The organism is Rhodococcus sp. ARP2, from assembly GCF_001029585.1.
In the GTDB taxonomy this organism is placed as follows: domain Bacteria; phylum Actinomycetota; class Actinomycetes; order Mycobacteriales; family Mycobacteriaceae; genus Rhodococcus_F; species Rhodococcus_F erythropolis.
In genome coordinates this window covers 178,500-204,940 of record NZ_LEKE01000054.1, presented here as the reverse complement: position 1 = coordinate 204,940, position 26,441 = coordinate 178,500, and the positions used below count along the sequence as shown (strand labels likewise).

The following is a 26,441-nucleotide window of genomic DNA, read 5'->3' as shown; positions in this document are numbered from 1 at the left end:
GGGTCCGTCGTCACCGGCGAGATCGGCCATGGCGCGCATGTACTCACGCTCCGCGGGCGTTGCTCGCTCGTACCGTGATCCGAAGAAGCCGACAGCGAGTTCTTCCTCAGCCGTCGGCGCGCCGACGCGCACGTCTTCCGACGTGATCGGACTCGACGCCGCCACATCCCACGTGGCCTTTCCGTAGGCCTGAACGAAGTACGGGTACCCGTCAGCCGCTTCGTACAGAGCGTCGAGCGCAGATTCGGTGAACTCGACGTCCTCACGCTCAGCAGGCGCAATCAGTGCCTGATCTGCAGCTTCCCGCTCGAGCCGATCGATCCGGTGGTAGCTGAACAGGCGCTCCGAGTAGCTTTTCGACGCCGACAGCACAGCAGGCAGATGCGGAAGCCCCGCCCCGACGACGATCAACGGTGCCGCGTCCTGACTCAACTCGTGGCAGGCCCCGCAGATCGCCGAGACATCCGCGGCACCGAGGTCCTGCATCTCGTCGATGAAGATGGCGATCCCGACGCCGACATCCCTGGCCAGCGACGACGCGTCGAGCAGCAACTCGACGAGGTCGATCTCGATGTCGCCGCTGTCTGCCCGACCCTTGATCGCGGGTGCATCGATGCCTGGCTGCCAGCGCTCGCGCATTCCCTTGTCCGCAGTGGCGCGTAGGGCAAACGATTTGAGGACTCCGAGGAACTGCTCGACCCGCTCGGGATCGCGATGGGAGACCGCGATCTCTCGGACTGCCATGTGCAGCGCCGACGAGAGTGGGCGTCGTAAATCCTGATCGGGGCGCGCCTCGATCTTGCCGGTCCCCCAACTTCGGGAGATCGCGGCCGAACGCAACTGATTGAGCAGGACGGTCTTGCCGACGCCACGCAAGCCGGTGAGGACAACACTTCGTTCCGGGCGGCCACGCGCAATTCGCTCGAGAACGACGTCGAAGGCGTCGATCTGCTTGTCGCGCCCGGCGAGTTCCGGCGGGCGTTGACCGGCACCGGGGGCATACGGATTGCGCACGGGGTCCATGCCCATCGACGGTACAAGCCGAGTAGACGAATATCCCGCTCTCTAGCGCGTGTCCTAGAGAGAACTAGGAACCGCAATATCGGCTCGACCTTGTCGAACCGGGCTCCGGCATCGTCGTCTAACCGTCCAGGCTCGACGCTCGGGCGAAGTCCCCGGCCACGTGGGCTCCAATTGCTCCGGCCAGAATGATCGCCGGATGCGTCGCGGCCAGATAGAGCCCCGACACGCCTTCGGCGAAGCCCAGCAGCGGGCGGCCACCACGCGGGATGGGACGGTCAGCGACTACCGCCTCGATCAGTTCCACTTGGTCACCGTCCTCGAGCTGACTGCGGATCGCGTGCAGCGTCGGCCCCGCAAGCTCACGAGCATCTCCGGAGAACCCGGCCGGAACATCTTCAGCCGCAATCAGTGTCGTGTCGTCCAATTGCCGGATCTCGAAATCCGGAGAGGACAGTATTCCGTTCACCAATGGGTGGGGCGTCGAGAATCTGATGAGGCAACACGGGGAGGCGTCGACCTCGACGTCGCCGCGAGTCCAGGGATCGCGGTACCCGCAGCGAGCACGGTGGCCGATCCGTAGACAGGACCGTCGGCAGTCATTACTCCGCACACTCTCATGCCCTTCGTGAGCACCCCGCGCGCACTGACATCGGAATACACTGTGGCACCGTACTCTTCGGCACCTCGCAGGAGCGATCGAGCGAACGCAACCGGGTCAACTCCACCGTCATCAGGCGCGTACGCTGCCACCACCGGGGCCGTCCGCAATCCCGGCTCACGAGCAAGGATTTCCTCTTTACCGATGAGGTCGACGGGATGGCCGAGTGCTCGATGAGCATCTACGAACGCTCGGGTCTCCGCTTCCGTCTCTTCCCAGGTGATCGCGCCTCTGCGGCGCACACCGATTGGCTCGACGAGTTCGCGCTCCAGGCGGTCGAATTCGACTGCAGCGCCTCGCCGGAACGGATCTGAGTAAGTTTCTGCGGCACTCTTCGAGAGGCCGACCCAGGCAAAGGAGTTGCCGGTCACCCCTCCTGCCACCGAGCCGTGCTCCAGCACGGTGACTCGGAGACCAATGCGCGCGAGGTGATACGCGATCGACGCGCCGACGACACCGGCACCAATCACCAGGATCGGACTGTCGTTTCGACCATTCGGATGCGTCACCATTGGACCATATCTGCGAGCCGCGACCTGGATCCACTCAATTTGGATGCGAGGACTTCGGCGGTTAACGGAGGACTAGGCCTGTTCCCGCTCGGCGTACATCGGGAACGATACGGTGTGCTCATGCTCTGGCGTTGGTTCGCAGTCGTGATCGTCATCCTCGCTGTTGCCGGCCTTTGGCATGTGACCATCCCCGATCGACCAGTTGCCGTAATAGTCGACGCCGAGACGCTGGGGTGCGCGACCCCGTATCCGATCGGCCCGCTCCAGACGACATCAACGGCGACGGTTCCAGACGATTTCGTACCCGTCGCCGCAGTCACGTGCGACCCGTTTGTCAGCGACAACGTGGCAGCCGACCGAACCGTCAGCTTCTCTGCTCATCGTTGGGAGGGCGATTTCAGTCGGGCGGTGGAAATGCTGAACCGCTCGTCCGCGCACAAGACTTGGTTCCCCGAAGGCTGCGGTGACAACTACAGCCTGGCTGTCCTGGACCAATTCTGGTTGGTCGACGATCGAGGCCGAGCAACTCGGCCGGGGTATCCCTCCGATTCGTGTGGACTGCCGAAACCCGGTGGCCTGGCCGCCATCAAGGAACTGACACCGGTCGGCAGTACCGAACACCGAATAGCGTTGTCCGACGACCAGATCTACGAACTGTCGCATTGTCGGCCGGCCTACCGACCAGCCACAACAGGTACCGCGGCGCTGACGTCGCTGTCGGCGGGCAGCGTTTTCTGCCGATTCTCCGCCACCGAATTCGTAGGCACATCGTCTACGACGGAAACCTTCGACGGACTTTCACCCGCTCCCGACTGTGACGCGGTGGCCACCGAGGTGGCGTCGACGATCTACGTGGACCGTCCTACGAACGAGGAACGATTACTCACCGTCGAACTCGACGGCTGTCGGCGCGTCATCGCCGACGGATACGCACCGATGCAAGCGTCGGACGAGCTGTTGGTGTCTTTCCGGTAGTGCTGCGCCACAATGCAGTTGATCTCCCGCCCGGATGCGTAGGTCCCGATGTGACCAGTAGCAGCCCGCGATCCTGTCAGGCGCCCGGGAACTGAAGGTGCGCCTGGGTCTTTCCCAGAACCGTCTGGCCCTTATGCATGACGGTGACATCGATACGCACAGTCCGCGTTGTGGAGTCGATCCGCGCGATCTTCGCAGCGAGGGAGAGATCAGCACCATCGACGGCATCGACTACGACGGGCCGAGTAAAGCGAGTTTCATACGAGATCACACCGCTCGGGTCACCAACCCAGTCGACGATGGCCTGCAAAGCAATTCCGGCAGTGAGCATTCCGTGCGCCAGAACTCCCGGTAGCCCAGCCGCAGTAGCGATTGCGTCGTTGAAATGGATCGGGTTCATGTCGCCGGAGGCACCGGCGTAGCGAACTAGGTCATCACGAGTGAGGACCAGATCAACCTTCGCGACGATGTCACCAAGGACGAGGTTTTCGAAAACCGGCACGGCGGGTACGGTCATGCGCCTTCTCCTCGCGCCAGCAGGGTCGAGGTGACCGTCGCAACCAAAGCGTCGGTCACGTCGTGGATCTCGGAAACTGTCGACAGGATCGCACTGCCTGCTCGCACTGTCACCCCTGTAATCGTCAGTGTCGTAGACAGGTCATCGCCGGCGACTATAGGACGCTGATGCTCGATCTTCTCGGAAGTATGGACCACACGAGTCGGATCGAGCCCAGTATCCGGCGTGCGCAACAGTGCCATGATCGCTCGCTGCTGGACAACGGTTGTGAACGTTGTCGGAGCGATGACATCGACGAACCCGGCCTCCCTGGCGACACCGACATCATGGTGCAAGGGATTGCTCGAACGCACCGCCAGAGCGAACTCGCGAATCTTCTCGCGCCCGACAAGGTACGAAGGCGAGGGAAACACCCGGCCGGCGAGCGCTGGGTTCACAGGAGACATCCCGGAATACTAACGGCGGCCGACTTCGGGTTCATTCGTGGCCTGAGGTCTCGTCGGCCCGAGAATGCGATCGAGGAGACGCTCAACCAACTGGACCGCCAATTCTGCTGTGGCGTAGCCGGGAAGCATCCCCTGGGCGAGCCCGGCGACTGCCGCCAGAATGAGCTCGGCGTCGAGGTCGGGATCCATTGACGGCGCAACCGCGTCCCGATTGGTCACTCGTTGAAGCTGGCCGGAAATGAGCGCTGTCAACTCTCTTGGGGCAGTGAGGGTTTCCTCGGCGGCGATTCCTTGTCCGGTCAGTGCGGCAGCGTGGAAGGCACCGAGAACAATCGCTTCCTCCCGACGTTGTCGATCGAGTGGGAGCATGCCGACAAGGAACGCTGAAATAACCTCGCGGGGTGTCGCTTCCGCGCCAAGAACAGACAACTCCTGCATCAAGCGAGCACCCGCATCCTGACGCACAGCTTGATGCGTCGAGAGAAGGAACTCCCGCTTCGTGCCGAAGTAGTACTGCACAAGTCGCACCGAAATCCCGGCCTCGGCAGCAACGGACTGAAATGTCACCGCCGCGAGCCCACCGTCGACAATCACTCGCCGCACCGCATCGGTGATCTCCCGTTGCCTCACTTCATGGTCGACCAGTCGCGGCATGAGGCTGTCCTTCCCCTTTCGAATGGATGACTTTGACTCGTTAATGATACGCACGTATCGCATTAGTGATACGGTCATACCACCAAAATTGAATGCAGCGAGAGGGAGGCTCATGCCGAAGATCGGACGATTCAAGAACGAAGCATCAAAGCAGGCGTACGACCGCATCTACCGAGAACTGGAAGGCACCTGGCCGGTTCCGTCGACACAACTCGACGTGCCGACATCGTTCGGAACCACCCATGTCCGTAGGTCGGGGACCGGCACGGAAACGCCGATCGTCCTGGTGCACTCTCTCGGGGCCAACTGTCTGCAATGGCACATCGTCATCGAGGACCTGTGCCGAGACCGAGTCGTGTACGCAATGGACACGATCGGCACACCAGGCCGCAGTGTCCAGACTTCTCCATTGACCGGGGAATCCGACTTCGCCACCTGGATCAGCGAGGTATTGAACGAACTCAAGGTCGATCGCGTCCACCTGGTCGGCTACTCGCAGGGCGCGTGGCACGCCGTTCTCGTAGCACTGCACGCCCCTGAACGACTGGCGAGTGTGACGCTCATCGAGCCGGGCGGAGTCTTCGACAAGCCCTCGTGGCGCGTACTGCTGAAGATGGTCCGCGCCGGTATACGCCGCACCGACAAAAATATTCGCAAGCTCAACGATTGGCTGTCCCCCGGATACGTTCTCCGCGACCTCGAGTTCGCCCTCGCCAAGGAAGCGCTGAACTACCGGCCCGGTGTCGGGTGGGCACGAATGCTCAAAGATGCAGAAGTGCAGTCGATCTCGGTTCCAATGCTCGTAATCTCCGGCGCTGAGACGGTGGTCTCCAGCCCCGAGCAGGTGGCCGCGAGGTTAGCTGATCTTGTACCTGAAGCCGAAGTGGAGATTTATGCCGGAACCGGCCACGGAATCCTGGGACACATACCTGATCGGGTAATTCCCCGACTCATGAAGTTCGTCCGCAATCATGACGACGCGAAGCGGACGTGATCTCGCGGACCAGCCGCCGACAAGGTAGTGATGAAGCCGGTCAATCAGCTGGCCAAGGCGGTACAACTGACAGATGAGAACATTCCTCTCCGACCGCCGCGGTCAGGTAATGGTGGCCGTTGCCGCCGCCATTTTGGTCGTAGTGGGAGGTCTGTGGTGGACGAAGACCATCTCCTTCACCGAAACTGCAGTAGTTCAGTTCAGTAGTAATCGAACCGGACTCTACGACGGGTCCCCGCGCGATGCGTACATCGGCGATCGGGAAGCCTCCAACGGCATGTCTGTTCCTGCTGAAAAACTCGCGCAGATACTCGGTGGCAGCGCTTCCGACTACGAGTCCGATCTCACGATCACAGATGCGGACGTACCTGGGCTCGCGGTGACTGCCCGAGGTCGAACCCCCAGCGCTGCCCGAGCATTGGCGACCGACGCCGCCGAAGCTCTCTGTTCGATGTTCGAAGAAGCCAACGCAATGACTTCCGGAGGGTTCACGTTCACCGTCGTTCCACCGGGGTACTGACGGATCTATGGTCAGTTGCGCGGCCGCACCAGGTTTATGCCTGTTCGCGCTCGGCTGCGAGGGCGACCGCCTGTTCGAAGGTATGGACGAGCACTGCACGTCGAGCGACCTTGTGATCCTCGTCCGGTTCGAGTTCGTCAATGTAGCCATCCCACACGCGCAGATATCGATCGCGCCAGTCGATCAGCACTTGCGTCGATGGAAAGGTCACACCGACTCGTTTCGTCTGGGCAATATCGGTGAGGATCTCGAGCCACGCCGGCACCATCTCCCCGCCCCATTCATCCGGCTCCAGACTCGAATCGTCTTCGAACTCGGCAGTGATGTCGTCCACGATTCGACCGGTCAGGGCCCCCAACCCATCCGCGACGGTGTCACTGTCGAAGTTTCCCGGACCCCAGACTCCCACAAGCCCTCCCATATCGATTGCGGATAAATTCAGGTCGACAGTCGCGTTCCCGTCGCAGCAGGCCGTGAGCGTGCTCGCAGTCGCAGGTCGGCAATTGCAAATTGGAGAATCTGCCGCCCGCTCAGTCAGAGCTTGCGGTCATTGGCGCCCGCCCAAATCGGACTGTCGACTATCTTCCGAAACTTCGGCGACCCACCGATTGCTGAAATTTTGAGCATCAACCAGTTCCAGATTCTCACAGCCACCTCCGCGTCGTATTTCACCGTCAACACTAACCGACCGACGGGACTCTTTTGGCTACCGGTACACCACTATGCGTCGACCAGTTAGATCAGGTGTGAACTCGAACTGGTGCAACAGATCGCCGGGAACTGAAGGAGCGCTTGGGTCTTTCCCAGAACCGTCTGGCCCTTTGTGCGTGACGGCGATTGGTTCTGGGTGCATCGATCCGGTCGGAAGCACTGCGATGTTGTCGGCACACGGAATTGCGCTCGGTGGAGATCGAGGATCCGTATCCACGGGTGTCGCAGGCAATTCCTGAAGATTCGTAGGGGAATTAGCTGCGCATCGCCACCCCCAACAGCGATTCCGTCGATCGTGTAACAACCACACGAAGAACAGCCATCGATCTCCGAAAGGAAGACTGATCCGGCGAAACCGCAAGGTAGTGTCACATCTGCCCAGCAAAACTCGCCACGATCTCGAGAAGACGGTCGGCTCTGCCAACTGCCACCGCTGACGTTACGACGTTGCTGGGCAGGTGTTTACGAAGAAGGATTTCGCACGCGGAGTACCGATCGCTGATGGGACTGATCACCCCTTCTCTGAAAGATGTTGGTAACGAATCGAACTCCGAGCATAGAGGTGCAACGATTGGGCGAGTTGATTCAACGCCCCCGGTGTGCGATCTATCTATTTGCGCCAATCATCCTCGGTAACGGTTTAATTCGCCGAACGGGGCCGGGTACTGCAATAGCTGGTCGAGTATTCGATCACGCGTCTTACGCTAAGGAAGGACCGAGAACATGACTGAAGTAATTTCGTGGATTGTCCAGAATCCGATTGGTGCCGTCGTCGCGTTTGTTGCCGACATCGTAATATTGACGATGTCGTCTGTCGCGGGATACTCGTAACCGAATCCGCCCGTCCTTCACGGTATTCCTAAGTCGAGGAACTACATTCGAAACGCAGAGGGCAACCAACCGCAGCGTACCGTCGGCGCTCGTCACTGACCTTTCGTGGCCTCATATGCCCAACTGCGCCGGGTCCGTACTGACGTCCCTCGTGTCGAGTGTCATACCACCAGTTTCAATCAATCACGCCATCACTACTCAGGAGGAATCACAATGGGTTCGATCAACGCATTCAACGAATGGGTCAACCAAGCTACGTATGCGGGCGACCCGTTTGCCACCGCCATAGCGATCGTCCAGTTCTTCGCGGTGAGTCTCGTCAACCTGTTCACCGGCGGCCCCATTCTTTAAAGGAGCCCACTCGGTTCCACTTCTGCTCGGCGTCCATCGCAGCCTGTTCTTCGGCTGTACAGCTCCGCGCGAAGGGGGCCGGGACATCGCTGACGAGCATGATGCGTAGTTCGGCCTCGCGGATGGTCAGTGAACGCAGTTTTGGACGGTCGATCAGGACGAGTCGCCATCGGAGCGAATGAACACCGAAGTGCCCAAGCATGTTCGACGCTTGGGCACTGTCGGGCTTGTTACCCGTCAGTCGGGGTGGGCTCGGGGTTTTCCTGGATGTATCGCAGATTGCGAACCCGTACGCTATCGCAATGGACTTGATGGTCTGGATCGTCACGACGCCATTTCTTGCAGCAGCACTGGCAGGCGTGATGCGACGAACGCTGGGGACGAGAGTCGGATGGCCGCGAACCCTCGCGGTCGCGGTGATAGCGCTCTCGGTGGGTGTCCCCCTGTCTGGCTACGCCGCGACATTCGCAGGAATTGCCAGCCAGGACGATCAACTTCTGGTGAGCGTGGGAGTAGCGCTCACGTTCTTCGGAGTTGTCGCACTCTGGGTATTCGCGGCGTGCCTGGCAGTACTGGTCTTCCTCGAAGTTGTCCTTCCAACGGGGTCCATACCCGGCCCGCCAGAAGCATTGCAGCGCAGCCGCAAATCCTGGCGACGAACCAAGCGGTACGTCCAGATCATGGGCATCGTCGTGCGAGCGGGAGGCGGGCCAGCTCTCCGTGCTGGGCCATCAGCGCCTCAGTTCGGGGACGCACTGGTGGAAGTAATCAACCGGTGCGGTGTCACTTTCGTCAAGTTGGGACAGATCCTCGGCACGCGAGACGACCTCATACCACCCGAGTTGGCTCGCACCCTCTCTTCTCTGCAAAGTTCGGCACGCCCGGCTGATCCCGACCGTATCGCGGAGCTACTGGCATCGGAACTCGGCGACGCACCAGAGTCGGTGTTCGCGTGGTTCGATGTGGAGCCGTTCGCCGCCGCCTCTGTCGCACAGGTACATTCCGCGCGCACCGTTGAAGGCGTCGACGTTGTGGTGAAGGTTCAACGCCCCGAGGCGAGCGCACAAGTGAGCGTGGATTGCGATATCTTCCTTCGCGTTTCCGCGCTCGCGGAGACCCGTTTTCCCTGGGCACGCGATATCGGAGTTCATCGACTCGCTGGGGGCCTCGTCACGTCACTACTCGAGGAACTCGACTACCGCACCGAAGCAGCGAATACCGGCGCGATTTCTTCCACCATGTCGAACCGCCCGGATATCGTCGTTCCGCACATCTACCCCAACCTCAGTAGCGGACGGGTGCTTGTGATGGAACGGCTTCACGGCACACCGCTCTCCGACGGTGAGGCCGCGCTCACCGGCCTCGACCGCGACACCCGCAGCAGCGTCGCCAACGAACTTCTTGCGTCGTTGCTCGACGGGATCTTTGTCCACGGGGTGTTTCACGCGGACCTGCACCCCGGCAACATCATGATCCTCGATGACGGCCGGGTCGGGCTCCTCGACTTCGGCGCAGTAGGGGTTCTGGACGGCGAGACACGGATCTTGTTCGCCGTGCTCCTCAACGCTGCCCTCGCAGGTGATCCGGTGGCGACAGTCGACGCGATGCTGATGGCATTCGACGTACCGCCCGAAGTGGATCGCGGAGCACTACGTCACCAGGTGGGCCGAGAGATCACCCTGCTCAGTGTCCAACCCAATGTTTCCATGGCATCGTTCGCGAGAATGTTCACCGTGCTTCGAGAACACCGAATCGGAGTGCCGGGAGACGTCGCCGCCGCTTTCCGTTCGCTCGCGTCTTTGGAGCGCGCCCTCCGGCTCCTGGATCCGCAGATCGACCTCGTCGCTGCTGTTCGGGCCGAAGTACCCCGACTGTTGACCCAGGTCGCCAGCCCGACTGCAGCCGCGCAGGCAATCCTGTCGACGACGGCGGTCACAACCGCGGTGGTCAGGCGCCTGCCTGGTCAGCTCGACCAGATCGCGACCTCGATCGCGTCGGGAAGCTTCACACTTCGCACTCGCTCGGTCGCACACCCCGACGACAGGCGATGGCTACGACGGTCGGCGAACAACGCCCTGGGTATGGCGGCGGGAGTGACCGCGCTGATTGTCGCGGCGATCCTGCTGTTCGTGCCTGGTGGACCACAACTCACACCTCAGCTGTCGGGCTATGCACTCGTGAGTGCTGTACTGGGCTTCGTCGGCGTCGTTCTGTGCATGCGGACCGTGTTCCGTTTGTTCACACTCGACAACCGGTAACCGAGAACCGATGTTCATCGCTTGATCTCGATGTCGTCGAAGTCGAGCGCCAGGAGCGTCGGCCGCGAGAGAACGCGGCCGCCTGGGCCTCTCGGGAGCACACGTCGTCGAGTGGGAAAGGTGAGACCGTCGAACTGACGGTGATGGTCGCAGTAGAGAGCAGCTTTCGCCCAGCTGCCTACCGGTTCGGCGACGAAGTCGTGACGGCGGATGAGGCCGCCGTTGTCGACATAGAAGGTCTGCTGCCGGCAATGAGTATCGATCGCCGGCGCGAACGTTGCCTGAAGTCGTCGCCATTGCTGCCCGGATTCCTGCCAAGGTTCGGCTTCGGTGACAGTGATGTCGTCGCGGGCGAGCAGCAGCGGTGCCGTCAGATAGTTCCAAAAGGCGTAGCCGGCGAAGTAAGCGGTGTCGAGTGCGTCCCAGTGAAGATTGCGTCGGAGTCCGCTCATCCCGAAAAACTCTGGACGTGGGTCGGTTCGACTCCCGAGTTCTTCGCCGTCACGAGTTTCGATCCGCACGACGCCCTTGTCGAACACAGCGCACTCGCCGACACGCGGAAAGTCTTGGAGGACAGTGCGTTGCTCGGCGACTTCAACCTCGACCGTGTACTTCGCCAACTTGTTGCCTGGGAAGCGCTGAGGCAGCAGACCGCCCAAACGTCCCCGCGCCGTGATCGCTGAAACGGACTGCCAACATTCGACTCCGCCATGTGCGGTGAGGACTTCATCGAGTAGTTCGTTCATATGTCGACGCTCTCCGTCCCCTGACGGAACTGTGGAAATCAGCGATCAGACGGACGCGTAGTTGTTGTTGCGTTCCTCCCGCGGTACCACTGCCACCCCGCGGTGATGATGACAGCGCCGGCAAGGGACCCGAGGATGCCGCTCGGGCGCAACGATAATCCGTCGCCTGCAATCAAACTCACAAGCAATCCGCCGACCAGCGAACCACCAATTCCCGCGATGAACGCGAAGGTCCAGTCCACTCGTGCGGTCGTTTTCCCCAGAATCAGCTGGGCTCCCGCTCCGATGACGATCCCGAACAGGAGTATTCCGATGATGAGCATGAGACAAGGCCCTTTCGTGGTGTGACGACGCAAGGCGCGAACGACTTACTCTGCACCATCTTTCCGGTATGTCTCTTATGTCGTGGTGAAATCCGTGTGAAAGATCGTCGTCGCCCACTCCACGCCGCTAGGACGACGCCAGTGTCGTCGCCCAGCGGTAGTCCGCCTTACCGGCCGGGGTTCGCTTGACTTCATCGACAAGCACGATCGTGCGCGGCACCTTGTATCCGGCCAACGTCTTTCGGCAATGTTCCTGTACCGCTTCGAGAGTCAGCTCGTCGGATCCGGGGTAGGTCGCGATCACCGCTGCGACCTGCTGCCCCATGCGCGCATCGGGTGCGGGAACAACGAGCGCGTCGGAGATCGCCGGATGTGCGTGAAGGGCAGCCTCGACCTCTTCGGCGAAGACCTTCTCACCACCGGTGTTGATGCACTGCGAGCCACGGCCGAGGAAGACAATGGTGCCGTCTGCTTCCACCTTGCCCATGTCGCCGAGCACCGAAAGGCGGGTGCCGTCGGCGCGGGTCGGGAACGTGCGGGCGGTCTTCTCTTCGTCCTTGTAGTACCCGAGCGGGACGTTTCCGATGCGCGCGATGTAGCCCACGTCGTCGGAGCCCGCTGGAATCTCTTCGAGGCGCTCGTCGACCAGAATCATGTTCGGCGAGGGCGGCATTCGCAGATTGCCCGCCTCGTCGATGGAGAAGGCGCCGTCGTTACCGGACTCGGAGGCTCCGAAGTTGTCCCGCAGCAGCAGGTCCGGCTTCACCGCCAGCATGCGATCCCGCACACTGGTGGACCAGATCGCGCCACCCGAGGTGATCGAGAACAGGGTGCTGAAATCGACCTCGTCTTTGCGTCGTTCCATCTCGTCGACCAACGGCAGTCCCATGCCGTCGCCGACGATCAAGATCACCTGTACCGAATCCTTCTCGATCGCTTCGACGACCTTCTCCGCGTCGAACTCGCGTCGTAGAACAACTCGCGCACCGAGGGTGAGGAAGGTGAACAGCGAGTACAACGCGGCGCCATGCATCAGCGGGGCTGCAATGAGGAACGAAAGTTCCGGAAATTCCTTTGCAGCACTGGCAATCTCGGCGAGGTCCTGCCGCGCTCCCTCACCGTACGGATTGCCGCCGGAGAGCGGCTTACGGAAGAAGTCGTCATGACGCCACATGACACCCTTCGGGTATCCGGTGGTCCCGCCGGTGTAGAGGAGGTACACGTCGTCGCCAGAACGAGCGTCGAACTCCCCGACTGGCGACTGTTCACGAGCGTCGTCGAACGAAACCACAGAAACTTCATGCGCTTTTCCTGCTGCGACCAGTTCGGCGTCGATCTCGCCGATCACGATCACCGTCTTCACCTTCGGGCATGCACCGAAGAGGGAAGCAAGGACACGCTGATGCTCGGGGAGTTCCACGACCACTGCGACCGAGTCGGAGTTGGTGAAGATGTACTCGAGCTCCGCGGGTGTGTACCGGTAGTTCACGTTGATCGGGACCGCACGGATCTTGATCAACCCGAGGATCGACGTGACATGTTCGACGCTGTTCTTCAGGAACAGGGCTACATGATCGCCTCGCGAGATGCCGGCTTTCGCGAACAGGTTGGCCGTTCGGTTAGCCTCCGCGTCCAACTGAGAGTAGGAGAAGTTCTCTCCCTCGTAAGTCAATGCAACGCGATCAGGGACTGAGCCGGCAACGGTCTCGAATATGTCAGCAAGATTGAACTGCATTGTCTTTCCTTTCAGAGTCCGCGCCGCGACATCGAGGCAGATAACCCTGAATCTAGAACACGTTCCATGTCGCCGGAGGTAAAACGGAACGATTAGCTGATCATTACCTGGACCTGACCTTTATCAGTGCGGCGACGGCCGAGGCTGCCCCACCCGACATCCACTCGGCGAGCAAGGTCTGCCACGACCCGCAATGGCAGCGCAGGTAGGTGACCGTCCCCTCGCTGGTTCGGTGCCGGGATTCGACCTCCCAGCGATGGATGCAACCGATCGGCGTGATCTCTGTTTTCTTCATGCAACGAGCATGATGTAATGGCATTGTGCATCTCAACCCTTACGGCGAATATGCGGTGACGCTGGCCGCCGACCTGGCCAATCGAAACCCCGAGACCTTGGCCGAACTCGTCGAACGCTGCGTCGATGCAGGCATCATTCTCGATTTCCCCATCGCCGAGAAGGACCTCGACGAGACCCTCGACCTTCTGATCGAGTGGTCGAAAATCGTCGACATCACGGAGGAGGCAGCCCGCGCCGAACTTGTGAACGTCATGCTCGAGCAAGCGTCGGCGTATCCGCGCATGACCAACCACGCGAACGACGGCTGGCATCTGCACTACCGCGATCCCCAACAGTCGCTCGCCGAGGTCCTCAAGGCACTCTTCTCGGTAGGCACGGCGCTGCACCTCGTCGGCCGCGGTATGCACCGATTAGGTCGATGCACCCTGGACGAGTGCACCAACATCTACGCGGACACCTCCCGCAACGGCAATCAGCGGTACTGCTCCCCCACGTGCGCGAACCGCGACGCGGTGCGGCGTCATCGTGCACGCAAGTGAGCTGCACCTACTACGACGTGGGACCCACTACCTCGAAATCCCAGCCACCTTGGTACTCGAATTGAAAGCTACCGCCGCTGCTTCCCGAGCTGATCCGATTCCACGCGTCGATCAAGTCCTGAACCGTGTTGTATCCCAGATCCTCCAAAGATCCTGAGAGACTTCCGGTTCCCGCGCCCTCGAACCAGCCGCCGACCACAACTGCCTGCGGAATCGCGATAGTCGGGTTGGTCGGATCGAGCAGTCGAACGCACGCTCCCGCAACGGCGTAAACCCCGGCCGGCAGATTACCGACGGTCCGCGTGATCGTCTGCCCAGGCGAAACGGCAAACAGATCGAGGATGTTACTGACGGTCGGGTACACCAACACGCCAGGCTGGAGCAGCTTTGCCGGATCACGAATCACGTCGGGGACATCCCTGGCATTGAGGATCGCCACCGTGCAGTTGATGAAGCTGAACCGCGGGTTCGGGTTGGTGATGGTGAAGGTGATCGCATTGTCCGCTGCGCTCACCGATACCGGAGGCGGAAGAATCGCCGGTGCTGCCGACGCCGTCGCCGGAGTCATGACAACCAGTCCCACGACGGCGGCGGACGCCGCGACAATGCTTCCGAGAGCGCGTTTGAATCCACGACTTCGCATTTCCGAACCTCCAGGCAAGTCGGTCAGATCACCAGATGCATGAAGAATAGACCGCTCAGTCGGAAAATTGGGGACACAGGCAGCGAGCTACCCGAAAAGTCCTTCGAGGCTGCCGCTACCGAACAGGTCGCTCAGGCTCCCGGTATTGATGCCGCTGAACGGTCCACCGATGACAACGAGGCTCGGCACGCCAGGAACGGGCTTACCCAACGTCTCCAGATCGAGAAGATCGGAGCAGGCACCGAGCACGGCGTAGGTTCCGTCCGGAACATCGGTCACGGTGTTGGTGACCGTCTGCCCCTTACCGACGGCGAACAATGAGGACGGGTCGGTGATCTTGGGGTACACCACAAGGTTCGGATCAAGCAGTTTCAGCGGATCATCAAGCACAGCAGCAGAATCCGCGGCGTTGACGACAAACGCCTGGCACAACGGGGCAATTCCCGTGTTGTTGTTCGTGATCGTCAGTGCCAGATCGTTTCCGGTCACCTTGTACGAGACGACCGGCGGGACCACCTCGGCCGACGCAGTCGCAGGATTGACCATCGCGACGCCTGCCGCGGTTGCAGCGGCGACTGCCACGGTTCCCACTACGCGACGTACTCCACTCGTGCCCAGCTTCATCGAGGATCCTTTCGTACTGCGCCTTGAGTTCGGCAACAGTGCGCAGCCTAGATCGGATCTAGCGCCCGAAATGGCCCAATTGCCCCGCCGGGAGGGCATGCCCGAAAGATCGGGACAAACGTCCCCTTCTCGAAGAGCTAGCTTTTCGACTCAGTTCCCACTGGAGACGAAGGGCGTTCGCACCGGTCCGCCGACCGAACCGTGCGGTGCTACCAATCCACGCTTTTCGAGGATCGGACGCACACCCTCACCGAACTGATACGCCTCTTCGAGATGCGGATAGCCCGACAATACGAAGTGATCCAGTCCGATCGCCGCGTACTCGGCAATCCGATCAGCCACTTCTTGGTGCGAACCGACCAATGCAGTACCTGCTCCCCCTCGCACCAATCCGACGCCGGTCCACAGGTTCGGCGCAATCTCCAGCGACCTCGCTCCGACGCCCTCCTTGTAAGCCGAACCACCGCCGTGCAATTCGAGCATCCGACGCTGACCTTCGGAGCCGGATCGCGCAAGACTCGCCTGAGCCTGCTCGACGGTCGCCGGATCGAGCGCACTGAGCAGCCGATCCGCTTCTGCCCATGCCTGTTCCGAGGTGTCCCGGCTGATGACGTGCAAACGGATTCCGTAGTCGAGGTGACGACCTTGGACTTCCGCGAGGTCGCGGATCCAGGCGATCTTGGCGGCAACAGCGGACGGCGTCTCACCCCAGGTGAGGTAGGTATCCGCGTAGCGCGATGCGACGGTGCCGGCCGCCGGCGAGGATCCGCCGAAGAAGATGGGCGGTACCGGATCCGGAATACGCTGCAGCGTAGCTTTTTCCACGTTGACGTACTCGCCGGAGAAATCAACCGGACCGTTACCGGACCACAACTGGCGGATCACGTCGAGGAACTCGCCGCATCGTGCGTACCGTTGGTTCTTGTCGAGGAAGTCACCGAACGTGCGCTGCTCGTGGTCCTCCCCGCCGGTCACGACGTTGAGCAGCAGACGACCGCCCGACTGCCATTGGAAGGTTGCGGCCATCTGAGCGGCAAGCGTGGGGCTGAGCAATCCCGGGCGCAGAGCAACCAGAAACTTGAGTGTCTCGGTGGTCTCGAGCATCATCGCCGTCGTCAGCCATGCGTCTTCGCACCACGCGCCGGTGGGCGTGAGGACGGCTTCGAAGCCGTTCGTCTCGGCGGCCGCGCCGATCTGATTGAGGTATTTCAGCGTCGCCGGACGATCACCGGACATCGAGCTGCCGTGCCCACCCGCCATCAGATTCCGGGAATCACCGTAAGTAGGCAAGAACCAGTGGAAGCGCAGTGACACGGTGATTCCTTTCGTCGACGTACAGGCAGAACTCTTCTGTCATTACAACCACAGTCCACCTCGAAGAACAGGGTTGAAATCACCCTGATCGCTAGGGGTGCCCACTTTCGGCGCCGGCGATACCTTCGTGAATTTGCACCGCGACCCGGGGGCTCCGATGACCACGTTTGCCGAAGTCGAGCACAATTCACCGTTCTCGAACGAGACCGACGACGAGCGGCGATCCAGATTGAGAACCGTCGTCGCCGCGAGCCTGCTCGGCACGACGGTCGAGTGGTACGACTTCTTCCTCTACGCAACGGCAGCGAGTCTGGTCTTCAACCAACTGTTCTTCCCGAACCAGAGTTCGTTCGTCGGGACCATGCTCTCTTTTGCGACCTTCGCAGTCGGCTTTCTCGTTCGCCCCATCGGTGGAGTGGTGTTCGGTCACATCGGCGATCGCATCGGGCGCAAGAAGACGCTTGCTCTCACGATGTTCATCATGGGTATCGCGACGGCGCTGATGGGCGTTCTTCCGACCGCCGCTCAGATCGGAGTCGTTGCACCGATTCTGCTTCTGCTGCTTCGTATCCTGCAGGGATTCGCTCTCGGTGGCGAGTGGGCCGGAGCTGTTCTCTTGGCAGTCGAACACAGTCCGGAGAAGAAGCGTGGACTGTTCGGCAGCATCCCGCAGATCGGATTGGCTCTCGGGTTGGCATTGGGCACAGGAATGTTCGCGCTGCTTCAAACAGTCTTCGACGACGACCAGTTTCTCCGTTTCGGCTGGCGCATCGCCTTCGTCCTGAGCCTGGTGCTCGTGATCGTGGGGTTGGTGGTCCGCTTGAAGGTGGACGAGACGCCCGCCTTTCAGGCCGTTCGCGACCTCGAACAGCGCTCGTCCGCCCCGCTCAGGGAAGTCTTTCAAGGAAAAGCCGCGCGAAACACCGTACTGGGCATGTTGTCTCGCTGGGGCGAGGGCGCCGCGTTCAACACCTGGGGCGTCTTTGCAATCACGTATGCAACCAAGACTCTGCATTTCGAAAAGGTTCCTGTACTTCTTGTGGTCACCGTGGCCGCAATAGTGATGGCGATCTTGCTGCCGTTTTCCGGTTTACTCACTGATCGGTTCGGCCCGCAACGGGTCTACATCGTGGGCATCGCCGCGTACGGCCTCGCGATCTTCCCCGCCTTCGCACTGTTCGGTACCGAGAATCTCCTGCTCTTCGGAGTCGCGATGGTCGTGGTCTTCGGAGTGATTCATGCCTTGTTCTACGGCGCCCAGGGAACGCTGTATGCGAGCCTCTACCCCACAGAAATCCGGTACACCGGGTTGTCGGTCGTCTACCAGTTCTCTGGTATCTACGCCTCCGGCGTCACACCTCTGATTCTGACGGCACTGATCGGCGCCAGTGGCGGTTCACCGTGGCTGGCATGTGGATATCTCGTGGCCACCTCGGCGATCAGCGTCGTCGCCACTGCGGCGATCAGGAAGCGTGATCTGCACTTGTAGCTGTCGTCATACAAATATCTTCCTATCTTGCATATTTGCTAGATATAGATAGAAACACCTGCCAAGAAGATCTAATCGAGATACGTCTTCGCATCGGATACATCGGTGTATCGTTTGGGTTCCACCCCGACGGAGGCGCCGATGACGACTGGAACGGACAACTCGCCGGCCAAGCGTGTCACCAAACGCCGTGGTCAAACCAGGCAGCGCCTGCTCGACGCGGCTGCGGACGCCTTCTCTGAATCGGGGTTCGGGCACGCCACGGTCGAGCAGATCTGCGAACGCGGCGGTTACTCCCGAGGCGCGTTCTACTCCAACTTCGATTCACTCGACGAACTGTTCTTCGCGATGTGGGAGCAACGATCTGCAGCTATGCTCGCCGATCTGCGGTTGGCGACGGAGTCGATCACCGCCGGCAACACCGTCGACATCCATGCCGCTGTCGCCCGGATCGTGGCGGTGGTTCCGGTCGACCCGCAGTGGTACCGGATCAACGCGGAATTCACAGCCCACGCGCTCCGCAACCCGGCACTTCGCAAAGCCCTTGCCGACCGTGAAGACGCGATCCTTCGCACCCTGTTGCCCATTGTGGAGTCCGCACTCAGCGACGTCGGGCGAACAATCGTCGGCGACCCGACTGCGTTGGGACGGGCATTGGTCGCAGTGCACGACGGCACCAGCGTGCAGTGTCTCGTCGACACCGACACCAACGCCGCCTTCGCACTGCGCCGCGATATCTTCACTCGAATCCTGCTGTCCTACAGCGAAATAATCCAGAACAACCAATCGAAAGAGGAGCTGTCGTGAGCGAACAAGCTGACGTCATCGTTGTCGGGGCAGGGCTGGCGGGACTGGTCGCCACCTACGAACTGACACGCGCCGGCCGCAAAGTCCTTGTCGTGGAACAGGAGAACGCAGCCAACCTCGGCGCGCAGGCATTCTGGTCGCTCGGCGGACTCTTCCTCGTGAACAGCCCCGAGCAACGCCGACTCGGCATCAAGGACTCTCTCGAGTTGGCAATGCAGGACTGGATGGGCACTGCCGGATTCGACCGTGAGCGCGAAGATCACTGGCCTCGCCAGTGGGCCAAGGCGTACGTCGAGTTCGCGGCCGGCGACAAGCGTCAGTACCTGCACGACCTGGGGCTTCGCCTGATGCCGAATGTCGGTTGGGCCGAACGCGGCCGCGGAATGGCTCTTGGACACGGCAATTCGGTACCGCGATTCCACCTCACCTGGGGAACCGGCCCCGGCGTGGTCGATGTCTTCCTGACCAAGGTGATCGCCGCCCAGAAGCGCGGACTGGTCACGTTCAAGCACCGCCACCAAGTCGATCAACTCGTCGTCACCGATGGTGCGGTCACCGGTGTACGCGGAACCGTCCTCGAACCTTCCAGTGATCTACGCGGCGTGAAGAGTTCGCGCACCCCCATCGGCGAATTCGAGTTCGCCGCACAGGCAGTCGTGGTCACCTCCGGTGGAATCGGCGGCAACTACGAACTGGTGAAGAAGAACTGGCCCGAGCGACTCGGCAAGGCACCGAAGCACATGCTGACGGGAGTACCTGCACACGTCGACGGACGGATGCTCGAAATCACCGAATCCGCGGGCGGAAACATCGTGAACCGCGACCGCATGTGGCACTACACCGAAGGCATCCAGAACTGGAATCCCATCTGGCCCAACCACGGAATCCGAATCATCCCCGGACCGTCCTCGATGTGGTTCGACGCCACCGGCAAGCGTCTGCCCGTCCCCAACTTCCCCGGCTTCGACACGATGGGAACTTTCAAGTACATCCTCGACAGCGGCCACGAGTACACGTGGTTCATCCTCGACCAGAAGATCATCGAGAAGGAGTTCGCACTCTCGGGATCGGAACAGAACCCGGACTTCACCAACCGCGACTTCAAGCTCCTCCTCGAACGAATCAAGAAGGGCGCGCCGGGACCGGTCGAGGCATTCAAGCAGAAGGGCGCAGACTTCGTGGTGCGCAACAACCTTCGTGATCTGGTCGACGGCATGAACGCCCTCACCGACGAACCGCTCCTCGACTACGAGGACATCGAGCGCGAGATGATCGCCCGCGACCGCGAAGTCGACAACAAGTACAGCAAGGACTTCCAGGTCACCGCTATCCACGGTGCTCGTAATCTGTTGGCAGACAAGATCGTGCGCGTCGTTGCACCGCACAAGATCCTGGACCCCAAGAACGGCCCACTGATCGCGGTCCGGTTGCACCTGCTCACCCGCAAGACCCTCGGCGGCTTGGAAACCAACCTGGATTCACAGGTCATCAAGGCCGACGGCAGTGTCTTCGACGGCCTGTACGCAGCCGGTGAGGTCGCCGGCTTCGGCGGCGGCGGAGTCCACGGTTACAGCGCGCTCGAAGGGACCTTCCTCGGTGGCTGCATCTTCTCGGGCCGCGCAGCCGGACGAGCACTGGCGCGCGACCTGTAGCCCCGAAATCAGGCGAGCGAATGCGTGACCAGTATGTGGTGGGCGCGCATTCGCCTTGCCTCGTGCATGGATTGATGGTGGTGATGGTGCGACGGCCCGCGCGCGTGGCGGACCAGATCGTGAACAGTACGGATGACGGTCGGCATTGCGACCCTCCCTCAGGAGATTGTGACTGCTGCTCTTGTCAGTGGAATCACTGTCTGGACAACGCCACTCGCGCCACCTCCTCCGGGTCGATCAGGTGGGTATGGTCATCGTCGCCGACGTCGATCTGCACTACCTCGATACGGCCGTTGAATGTGGTTGCGCCACTGTAGTCGACACTGACAGGCATGCCGTAATCGTCACCGATGTCGGTGGTCTCGTCCGCGGAGAAGACCATCGGTTGGGTCTGCTCGACGCGACCCGAGCCCACCTCGCGACCGTCATGATAGATCGTGACACCGCCGCCCCTCGCGAGACCACCGCCGTCGTAGGCGAACTCAACTCTGATCTGATGTGATCCTGCCGGAATGTCAACGTCGGACCCGACGACGAACTCGGTCATGCCGAGCAGGTTGTAGACGAATTTGGCGCGACCTTCCCGCGCGTAAAGTGCCCAGCCGCCGAACCTGCCGCCCTGCGCGATCATCACACCGTTGGCAGTAATGCCATCCGCGATGTCGACTGCTGCTGTGACACTGAACGATCGATTCTTGATACTCAGCACGCTGTGCTCGCTCAGCCGTTTCATTCCGGGAAACAGAACCTGTCGGTTCCCGGACACCAACTGCGGACGCCCCGCGATGTGAGGGTTGAACCTCTCGAATCTTCGGTCGTCGATCGGAAGCACGTTGTACTTGACTGCTTCGATCAACCACAAGCGTTGCAGTGCAGCGAGTTTCTCCGGCAACTCGGCCGCCAAATCCTTGGACTGCGTCCAATCCTGCGACCCGTCGTAGAGCTCCCACACGTCGTCGTCGAGAGCGGGGAGTGCCTCCGCGAACAGCCACGGAGTGCTGTGTCTGGTGACCGCACTCCAACCCTTGTAATAGATACCGCGATTGCCGGCCATCTCGAAGTACTGCAGATCGTGACGTTCGGCGGCTTCGGCGTCGTCGAAGGTGTAGACCATGCTGGTCCCCTCGATCGGTGATTGTTGGACGCCGTTGACGAAGGTCGGTTCCGGCAGTTTCGCGACCTCGAGGATCGTTGGTGCGACGTCGATGACGTGGGTGAATTGCGACCGCGTCTCACCCTTGGTCCGAATCCCCGCCGGCCAGTGCACGATCGTTCCGTTGCGAGTGCCACCCCAATGCGAGGCAACCTGTTTCGTCCACTGGTACGGCGTACACATTGCCCATGCCCACCCTACGGAGTAGTGGTTGTACGCGTCCTTGGTACCGAACTTGTCTTTCACTTCCGCCATGAACTCGGGTGTTTCGATGGCGGCGAGTCCGTTGAAGTTGGCCATCTCGTTGAAGGCTCCGTTGATCGTCCCCTCTGCAGACGCTCCGTTGTCGCCGATGATGTAGTACACGAGGGTGTTGTCGAGGGCTCCGAGTTCCTCGATCGCATCGACAAGCCGGCCGACATGGAAATCGGTGTGTTCGAGAAACCCTGCATAAACTTCCATTTGGCGTTCGAGGACAGGCTTCATCTCCTCACTCATGTCCTCCCACGCCGGAATGGCCTCGGGGCGCGGGGTGAGGACCGCATCCGCGGGGACGACTCCCCGCTACTTCTGCTGCTCGAGAATCGATTCGCGTTGCGCATCCCAACCTCCTGCGAACCGGCCCTCGTACTTGTCTGCCCACTCCTTCGGAACATGGTGCGGTGCATGTGTGGCGCCGGGTGCAAAGTAGACGAAGAACGGCTTGTCCGGAGCCAAGGACTTCTGCATCCGAACCCAGTCGATCGCGTGGTCGGCAAGGTCCTCGGTGAGGTGATAACCCTCCTCCGGTGTCTTGTCCGCCTCCACGGGCGCGACACCCTCGTACAGCGCCGGGTAGTACTGGTTGTTCTCCCCGCCGATGAATCCGTAGAAGTGCTCGAATCCGCCTTCTCCCGTCGGCCACGATGTGAACGGCCCCACCGGGGATGTCTGCCACGGCGGTACCTCGTGACACTTGCCGAACTGCGCCGTCGAGTATCCGTTCAGTTTCAACGTCATCGGCAGTGCGGCTTTGGTATTCGGGCGCAGACCGGAAAGTCCAGGAGCTGAGGTCGCGGTTTCGGTGACCGAGCCCATACCGACCGAATGGTGGTTGCGCCCACTCAGCAGTGCGGCGCGGGTCGGTGCACACAGCGCAGTCGTGTGAAACCGCGTGTACGTGAGCCCATTACTTTGCAATCGCTCAGCAGTCGGTGTGTCCGCTGGTCCGCCGAAGGCACTGCTCGCGCCATATCCCACGTCGTCCAACAGGACCACCAGAACATTGGGTGCCCCGGCCGGCGGCAGTAGCGGAGTGATCGGCGGAAACTCCGTGTCCGGATCCTTCGCGTCGTACGTCACCAGACCAAGATGTTGTCGATCCGGAATCGGTAGTACAGCGCGGCTCTGGCCTGTCGGATCCGTCATGACGTCTCGCCTTCTGTCTCTCACATGGCTCTTTCAAGCGTTTCAGGATCACGACGGCGTCGACATCATCCGTTTCGGGTGAAGGCGCACCATTGCCGCAGCGTGGAGGCTTGAAGGGTGGATCAGCCCGGACGTTTCGCTCCCACCCCGATCGGGCATGCCTTCCTCGTCCCCCGGCGCCGTGTGCGTGCCGGCCTGACCCAGATCCTGTGCGTCGTCGTAGGACTGGCTGCCGGACTGGCGATGCCATATTTACGTAGCGGCCCAATGATTCCCGCCCGTCAGGTCAGCGAGATGCTCGTTGCACTCGGGCTGGGGTTACTGGGTGTAGTCGCAGTGATCTTCTCGCTACTGTTCCTCGTCGTCCAGTGGGCCGCGACCACCTTCACTCCTCGCTTGTTGTTGTTCCGCGACGACCCCATCGTGTGGCGGACGTTTGCCTTCGCCATAGGCCAGTCGGTTTTCGACATCACGGCAGCGCTCGCCATCAGCAACGAAACGGATGTGTCCGTGGTCGTGCCAAGTCTCGCAGTGCTGGCGCTCTTAGCCACGCTGACGCTGATCAGGCTGCTCCAGCTGCGCGCATTCTCGGCCATCCAGTTGGCTCCTGTACTGACCTCGATCTCGAGTCGTGGCCGAGCAGTCTTCGCCGCCGTGTACCCCACCACCGATCGGGAGTTGCCTCCTCTACCAACACTTCCGGTGATCACGACTATCGAGTGGCATCGACCGCCGGCCGTTCTGCAACAGATCCTCGTCGAAGATCTCCTGCAGAGCACTCGGAACTGCCGATCCATGGTGGTCCTCCGAGTGTCGCCGGGTAGCACGCTGCGAGACGGATTGCCGCTCGCCGACGTCTACGGCGGACCCATGCCCGCCAACACGATCCTTGACGCCTTGGTCAGTGGGAGTGAGCGGACCTTCACCCAGGACCCCCTACTCGCGATTCGGTTGTTGGCTGACATCGCGCTCAGAGCGCTCTCACCCGCTATCAACGATCCTGCGACGGCCGTGCAGGCTCTGGACGAGATCGAAGACCTCCTCTCTCTGGTGGCCTCCGTGCGCGCAGATTCGATCCGGGTCGTCGACGAGCGTGGTGATCTGCGTGTGGTGATTCCGCTACCCGACTTCACGACCTTCGTCAGAACCGGACTGGACGACGTCATAGCCTCGGCATCGAACTCACCACTCGTTCTGGGCCGACTTCGCGACCTACTTTCGCACGTCGCCGCCCAATCGGAGTCTCGGAACCGCGATATTCTCGCCATGCGCGCCCGCTGGATTGATCAGCTGTCACAAGGCTTCCCGCGACTCGAACCGCCGTTGTGAACCCGTACAGATTTGTTGGTGATCGCGTCAAGGCATCGTCAAGATCGGTCTCAGCTCAACGGGAAGTATCGATACTGACTCGGTGAGACATGCAGTGATACTCGGACACCGTGGAGTCATATCGTCGACCACCCGCGCCGGCGGCGAACCTGAGAAGCAAAAGCTCTCCGTCGCAACCGGACTGGCGGGTCTGTCGCTCGACGCGATGGCCTCGGTGTCGTACGGTCCAGAGGCCATCGTGTTGGTGTTGGCCCTCGCCGGCGGCGCGGGGATCGGCTTCACCGTGCCGGTGACGATCGCCATCGCCGTGCTGCTTGTGGTCCTGGTGGCGTCGTATCGCCAGGTGATCGCCGCATTTCCCGAAGGCGGTGGCGCATACGCCGTCGCAAAGAAGCATCTGAGTCCTCGCGCAAGCCTGACTGCCGCCGCATCGTTGATCGTCGACTACACCCTCAACGTCGCGGTGTCGATCGCAGCCGGTGTCGCGGCTCTGACCTCCGCCTTCCCTGCGCTTCTTCCCTATACGGTCTGGATCGCACTGGCGATACTCGGCGGCATCACGGCACTGAATCTGCGGGGCATCGCAGATTCCGCGCGGGTATTCATGTTGCCCACCGTGGTTTTTGTCGTCAGCATCTTCACGGTGATCGGTGCCGGACTGCTTCGGGAAAACCCTGCCGCCGCCACGGCTCCCTTTGTCGTCGACAACGCACACACGATCGGCATTCTCCTTCTGCTCAAAGCCTTTTCGAGTGGTTGCGCCGCATTGACCGGAGTCGAAGCCATCGCCAACGCGGTACCCAGCTTCAAGAAGCCTCGCGTGCGTAGCGCTCAGCGTGCCGAAGTAGCTCTGGGAATCCTGTTGGGCACCATGCTGATCGGCCTTGCCGTGTTGATCGAGAAGTTCTCACTCGCACCGGTCCCTGGAACAACGGTCCTGTCGCAACTCACTTCCGCTGCCCTCGGAAATGGTGTGGGCTACTACGTCGTCCAATTCTCCACCGTGATTCTGTTGGCGTTGGCCGCGAACACCTCGTACGGCGGACTTCCCAACCTGATGCGAATCCTCGCCGACGACAACGTGCTCCCGCACCGCTTCAGCCGGAAGTCGACGCGCGACGTCTTCACGTACGGCGTTTTGTCGCTCGGTGGCGTCGGTGCTCTCCTGCTCATCGGATCGGGCGGAAACATGAACACCTTGGTGCCGCTGTTCGCCATCGGTGTGTTCATCGGATTTACGCTCGCGCAGTTCGGCATGGTGCGCCACTGGCTCGCCGAACGGACACCGGGCTGGAAGTGGCGATTGGCGCTCAACGGTTTCGGGGCTGCGTTGACTTCGATCGCAGCAGTGGTGACTACCGCCATGAAGTTCACCGAGGGCGCCTGGCTGATCGCTCTCGCGCTCCCTGCGCTCGTCCTCGGCATGGAACGCATCCGCGGTGCGTACACACATATCGGTACGCGGTTAACCGTTCAGGGTGAGAACGATTCTCTGTCTATCGGATACAAACCAGCGGTCCTAGTACCCGTGTCCGAAATTACGTCGCTCTCCACCCGCGCGATGGCCGCGGCAACGGCAATGTCTTCGCAGCCCATCGCAATTCGAGTCTGCCTGGCCCACGAATCGACGACGGACTTCACCCGCCGATGGCAAGCCCGACACCCGAATTCGCGTTTGATCGTCATCGAGGACACCGAGAATTCCGTGGGGAACAGCCTCGCTCGATACATCCGCACACACTTCCCCCACCGGGAAACCTTTGTTGTCGTCGCCACCATCGACCCGGCGACCAGATGGCATCGGATACTCCCGAGCCAACGGACCGATGAGATCGCTCATGCACTGCGCAAACACACCGAGGCCGTGGTGTGCCAAATTCCGGTCCGGATCGATCCCGCTCACCGCGATCCAGCCCTGCGCGCGTGAGCAGAC

25 protein-coding genes and 1 pseudogene are annotated in these 26,441 nt (G+C 61.2%); 11 read left to right on the top strand and 15 right to left on the bottom strand.

All coding sequences use genetic code 11. The features are described from left to right. The 3 genes from ABX74_RS14475 to ABX74_RS14470 form a co-directional block, all read right to left on the bottom strand. Window positions 1-1,023, bottom strand: a 1,023-nt coding sequence (locus ABX74_RS14475) for an ATP-binding protein (protein ID WP_047889065.1), incomplete at its 3' end; no start/stop codon positions are given. 118 nt (window positions 1,024-1,141) lie between these two features. Continuing rightward, window positions 1,142-1,489 carry a hypothetical protein gene (locus ABX74_RS30620; protein WP_223257914.1) on the bottom strand — a complete coding sequence of 116 codons (348 nt, stop codon included), beginning with the start codon at window positions 1,487-1,489 and terminating at the stop codon, window positions 1,142-1,144. Further along, on the bottom strand, window positions 1,486-2,190 hold the full coding sequence (locus tag ABX74_RS14470) for an NAD(P)/FAD-dependent oxidoreductase (protein ID WP_223257913.1): 705 nt from the start codon (window positions 2,188-2,190) through the stop codon (window positions 1,486-1,488). Before ABX74_RS14470 ends, ABX74_RS30620 begins: the two co-directional genes overlap by 4 nt. A gap of 123 nt (window positions 2,191-2,313) precedes the next feature. On the opposite strand from ABX74_RS14470, the gene ABX74_RS14465 reads away from it, so the two are divergent. Beyond that, a complete protein-coding gene (locus ABX74_RS14465; protein WP_047889064.1) occupies window positions 2,314-3,168 on the top strand; it encodes a hypothetical protein in 855 nt (284 codons plus the stop codon). A 76-nt stretch (window positions 3,169-3,244) separates the two neighbouring features. Here ABX74_RS14465 and ABX74_RS14460 read toward each other — a convergent pair whose 3' ends face one another. From ABX74_RS14460 to ABX74_RS14450, 3 genes are read right to left on the bottom strand one after another with little or no spacing between them, the layout of a single operon-like run. After that, window positions 3,245-3,685 carry a MaoC/PaaZ C-terminal domain-containing protein gene (locus tag ABX74_RS14460; RefSeq protein WP_047889063.1) on the bottom strand — a complete coding sequence of 147 codons (441 nt, stop codon included), beginning with the start codon at window positions 3,683-3,685 and terminating at the stop codon, window positions 3,245-3,247. Continuing rightward, complete coding sequence (locus ABX74_RS14455; RefSeq protein ID WP_047889062.1) at window positions 3,682-4,131, bottom strand: MaoC family dehydratase N-terminal domain-containing protein; 450 nt, start codon at window positions 4,129-4,131, stop codon at window positions 3,682-3,684. Before ABX74_RS14455 ends, ABX74_RS14460 begins: the two co-directional genes overlap by 4 nt. A gap of 9 nt (window positions 4,132-4,140) precedes the next feature. Further along, window positions 4,141-4,785: a TetR/AcrR family transcriptional regulator gene (locus ABX74_RS14450; RefSeq protein WP_047889061.1), complete on the bottom strand. Its 645-nt coding sequence runs from the start codon at window positions 4,783-4,785 to the stop codon at window positions 4,141-4,143. Between the two features lie 112 nt (window positions 4,786-4,897). On the opposite strand from ABX74_RS14450, the gene ABX74_RS14445 reads away from it, so the two are divergent. Then, a complete protein-coding gene (locus ABX74_RS14445; RefSeq protein ID WP_047889060.1) occupies window positions 4,898-5,779 on the top strand; it encodes an alpha/beta fold hydrolase in 882 nt (293 codons plus the stop codon). A gap of 73 nt (window positions 5,780-5,852) precedes the next feature. After that, window positions 5,853-6,299, top strand: a complete 447-nt coding sequence (locus ABX74_RS30615; RefSeq protein WP_223257912.1) for a hypothetical protein — start codon at window positions 5,853-5,855, stop codon at window positions 6,297-6,299. A 34-nt stretch (window positions 6,300-6,333) separates the two neighbouring features. Here the strand turns inward: ABX74_RS30615 and ABX74_RS14435 are convergent, their stop codons facing one another. Continuing rightward, window positions 6,334-6,708, bottom strand: coding sequence for a hypothetical protein (locus ABX74_RS14435; protein ID WP_003940398.1), 375 nt, complete (start codon window positions 6,706-6,708; stop codon window positions 6,334-6,336). Window positions 6,709-8,054: 1,346 nt separating this feature from the next. Between ABX74_RS14435 and ABX74_RS30400 the strand changes: the two genes are divergently transcribed. Further along, window positions 8,055-8,192, top strand: coding sequence for a hypothetical protein (locus ABX74_RS30400; RefSeq protein ID WP_021345701.1), 138 nt, complete (start codon window positions 8,055-8,057; stop codon window positions 8,190-8,192). Window positions 8,193-8,494: 302 nt separating this feature from the next. After that, the gene (locus ABX74_RS14425; protein ID WP_223257911.1) at window positions 8,495-10,450 is read left to right on the top strand and encodes an ABC1 kinase family protein; all 1,956 of its coding nucleotides are present in this window, start codon (window positions 8,495-8,497) and stop codon (window positions 10,448-10,450) included. A 14-nt stretch (window positions 10,451-10,464) separates the two neighbouring features. Here ABX74_RS14425 and ABX74_RS14420 read toward each other — a convergent pair whose 3' ends face one another. The 4 genes from ABX74_RS14420 to ABX74_RS14405 all read right to left on the bottom strand — a co-directional run bounded on the left by ABX74_RS14420 (window position 10,465) and on the right by ABX74_RS14405 (window position 13,549). Beyond that, entirely contained in the window at window positions 10,465-11,196 is a 732-nt protein-coding gene (locus tag ABX74_RS14420) for a hypothetical protein (protein WP_047889058.1), read from the bottom strand. A 38-nt stretch (window positions 11,197-11,234) separates the two neighbouring features. Further along, window positions 11,235-11,519: a hypothetical protein gene (locus ABX74_RS14415; protein ID WP_003939785.1), complete on the bottom strand. Its 285-nt coding sequence runs from the start codon at window positions 11,517-11,519 to the stop codon at window positions 11,235-11,237. A 127-nt stretch (window positions 11,520-11,646) separates the two neighbouring features. Continuing rightward, a complete protein-coding gene (locus ABX74_RS14410) occupies window positions 11,647-13,254 on the bottom strand; it encodes an AMP-binding protein (RefSeq protein WP_047889057.1) in 1,608 nt (535 codons plus the stop codon). A 103-nt stretch (window positions 13,255-13,357) separates the two neighbouring features. Continuing rightward, complete coding sequence (locus tag ABX74_RS14405) at window positions 13,358-13,549, bottom strand: hypothetical protein (RefSeq protein WP_047889056.1); 192 nt, start codon at window positions 13,547-13,549, stop codon at window positions 13,358-13,360. 25 nt (window positions 13,550-13,574) lie between these two features. Between ABX74_RS14405 and ABX74_RS14400 the strand changes: the two genes are divergently transcribed. Further along, window positions 13,575-14,090, top strand: a complete 516-nt coding sequence (locus ABX74_RS14400) for a CGNR zinc finger domain-containing protein (RefSeq protein ID WP_047889055.1) — start codon at window positions 13,575-13,577, stop codon at window positions 14,088-14,090. A 10-nt stretch (window positions 14,091-14,100) separates the two neighbouring features. Here ABX74_RS14400 and ABX74_RS14395 read toward each other — a convergent pair whose 3' ends face one another. From ABX74_RS14395 to ABX74_RS14385, 3 genes are all read right to left on the bottom strand, one after another. Further along, window positions 14,101-14,733, bottom strand: coding sequence for a hypothetical protein (locus tag ABX74_RS14395; RefSeq protein ID WP_047889054.1), 633 nt, complete (start codon window positions 14,731-14,733; stop codon window positions 14,101-14,103). Between the two features lie 87 nt (window positions 14,734-14,820). Next, window positions 14,821-15,357 (bottom strand): hypothetical protein, encoded by a 537-nt coding sequence (locus tag ABX74_RS14390; RefSeq protein WP_007729952.1) that lies wholly within the window; start codon window positions 15,355-15,357, stop codon window positions 14,821-14,823. A 150-nt stretch (window positions 15,358-15,507) separates the two neighbouring features. After that, window positions 15,508-16,671, bottom strand: a complete 1,164-nt coding sequence (locus ABX74_RS14385; protein ID WP_003940457.1) for an LLM class flavin-dependent oxidoreductase — start codon at window positions 16,669-16,671, stop codon at window positions 15,508-15,510. Between the two features lie 157 nt (window positions 16,672-16,828). Between ABX74_RS14385 and ABX74_RS14380 the strand changes: the two genes are divergently transcribed. The 3 genes from ABX74_RS14380 to ABX74_RS14370 all read left to right on the top strand — a co-directional run bounded on the left by ABX74_RS14380 (window position 16,829) and on the right by ABX74_RS14370 (window position 20,619). Continuing rightward, complete coding sequence (locus tag ABX74_RS14380; protein ID WP_047889080.1) at window positions 16,829-18,160, top strand: MFS transporter; 1,332 nt, start codon at window positions 16,829-16,831, stop codon at window positions 18,158-18,160. A 141-nt stretch (window positions 18,161-18,301) separates the two neighbouring features. Beyond that, a complete protein-coding gene (locus tag ABX74_RS14375) occupies window positions 18,302-18,967 on the top strand; it encodes a TetR/AcrR family transcriptional regulator (protein WP_020909325.1) in 666 nt (221 codons plus the stop codon). Further along, the gene (locus ABX74_RS14370; RefSeq protein ID WP_019745556.1) at window positions 18,964-20,619 is read left to right on the top strand and encodes an FAD-binding dehydrogenase; all 1,656 of its coding nucleotides are present in this window, start codon (window positions 18,964-18,966) and stop codon (window positions 20,617-20,619) included. The genes ABX74_RS14375 and ABX74_RS14370 overlap by 4 nt, the downstream gene beginning before the upstream one ends. Before the next feature lie 193 nt (window positions 20,620-20,812). Here the strand turns inward: ABX74_RS14370 and ABX74_RS14365 are convergent. Next, a pseudogene (locus ABX74_RS14365) lies at window positions 20,813-23,179 on the bottom strand (arylsulfatase). A 117-nt stretch (window positions 23,180-23,296) separates the two neighbouring features. On the opposite strand from ABX74_RS14365, the gene ABX74_RS14360 reads away from it, so the two are divergent. Both ABX74_RS14360 and ABX74_RS14355 read left to right on the top strand, forming a co-directional pair. After that, complete coding sequence (locus ABX74_RS14360; protein ID WP_019745558.1) at window positions 23,297-24,508, top strand: DUF2254 family protein; 1,212 nt, start codon at window positions 23,297-23,299, stop codon at window positions 24,506-24,508. Between the two features lie 94 nt (window positions 24,509-24,602). Next, entirely contained in the window at window positions 24,603-26,435 is a 1,833-nt protein-coding gene (locus ABX74_RS14355) for an APC family permease (RefSeq protein ID WP_047889053.1), read from the top strand. Window positions 26,436-26,441 lie beyond the last annotated feature (6 nt).

Excerpts from the sequence above, each read along its gene's own strand:
- ABX74_RS30615 (WP_223257912.1), top strand. The coding sequence starts at position 5,853 with ATGAGAACATTCCTCTCCGACCGCCGCGGTCAGGTAATGGTGGCCGTT.
- ABX74_RS14460 (WP_047889063.1), bottom strand. The coding sequence starts at position 3,685 with ATGACCGTACCCGCCGTGCCGGTTTTCGAAAACCTCGTCCTTGGTGAC.
- ABX74_RS14410 (WP_047889057.1), bottom strand. The coding sequence starts at position 13,254 with ATGCAGTTCAATCTTGCTGACATATTCGAGACCGTTGCCGGCTCAGTC.
- ABX74_RS14455 (WP_047889062.1), bottom strand. The coding sequence starts at position 4,131 with ATGTCTCCTGTGAACCCAGCGCTCGCCGGCCGGGTGTTTCCCTCGCCT.
- ABX74_RS14450 (WP_047889061.1), bottom strand. The coding sequence starts at position 4,785 with ATGCCGCGACTGGTCGACCATGAAGTGAGGCAACGGGAGATCACCGAT.
- ABX74_RS14380 (WP_047889080.1), top strand. The coding sequence starts at position 16,829 with ATGACCACGTTTGCCGAAGTCGAGCACAATTCACCGTTCTCGAACGAG.
- ABX74_RS14445 (WP_047889060.1), top strand. The coding sequence starts at position 4,898 with ATGCCGAAGATCGGACGATTCAAGAACGAAGCATCAAAGCAGGCGTAC.
- ABX74_RS30400 (WP_021345701.1), top strand. The coding sequence starts at position 8,055 with ATGGGTTCGATCAACGCATTCAACGAATGGGTCAACCAAGCTACGTAT.
- ABX74_RS14395 (WP_047889054.1), bottom strand. The coding sequence starts at position 14,733 with ATGCGAAGTCGTGGATTCAAACGCGCTCTCGGAAGCATTGTCGCGGCG.
- ABX74_RS14425 (WP_223257911.1), top strand. The coding sequence starts at position 8,495 with ATGGACTTGATGGTCTGGATCGTCACGACGCCATTTCTTGCAGCAGCA.
- ABX74_RS14465 (WP_047889064.1), top strand. The coding sequence starts at position 2,314 with ATGCTCTGGCGTTGGTTCGCAGTCGTGATCGTCATCCTCGCTGTTGCC.
- ABX74_RS14390 (WP_007729952.1), bottom strand. The coding sequence starts at position 15,357 with ATGAAGCTGGGCACGAGTGGAGTACGTCGCGTAGTGGGAACCGTGGCA.
- ABX74_RS14375 (WP_020909325.1), top strand. The coding sequence starts at position 18,302 with ATGACGACTGGAACGGACAACTCGCCGGCCAAGCGTGTCACCAAACGC.
- ABX74_RS14420 (WP_047889058.1), bottom strand. The coding sequence starts at position 11,196 with ATGAACGAACTACTCGATGAAGTCCTCACCGCACATGGCGGAGTCGAA.
- ABX74_RS14415 (WP_003939785.1), bottom strand. The coding sequence starts at position 11,519 with ATGCTCATCATCGGAATACTCCTGTTCGGGATCGTCATCGGAGCGGGA.
- ABX74_RS14405 (WP_047889056.1), bottom strand. The coding sequence starts at position 13,549 with ATGAAGAAAACAGAGATCACGCCGATCGGTTGCATCCATCGCTGGGAG.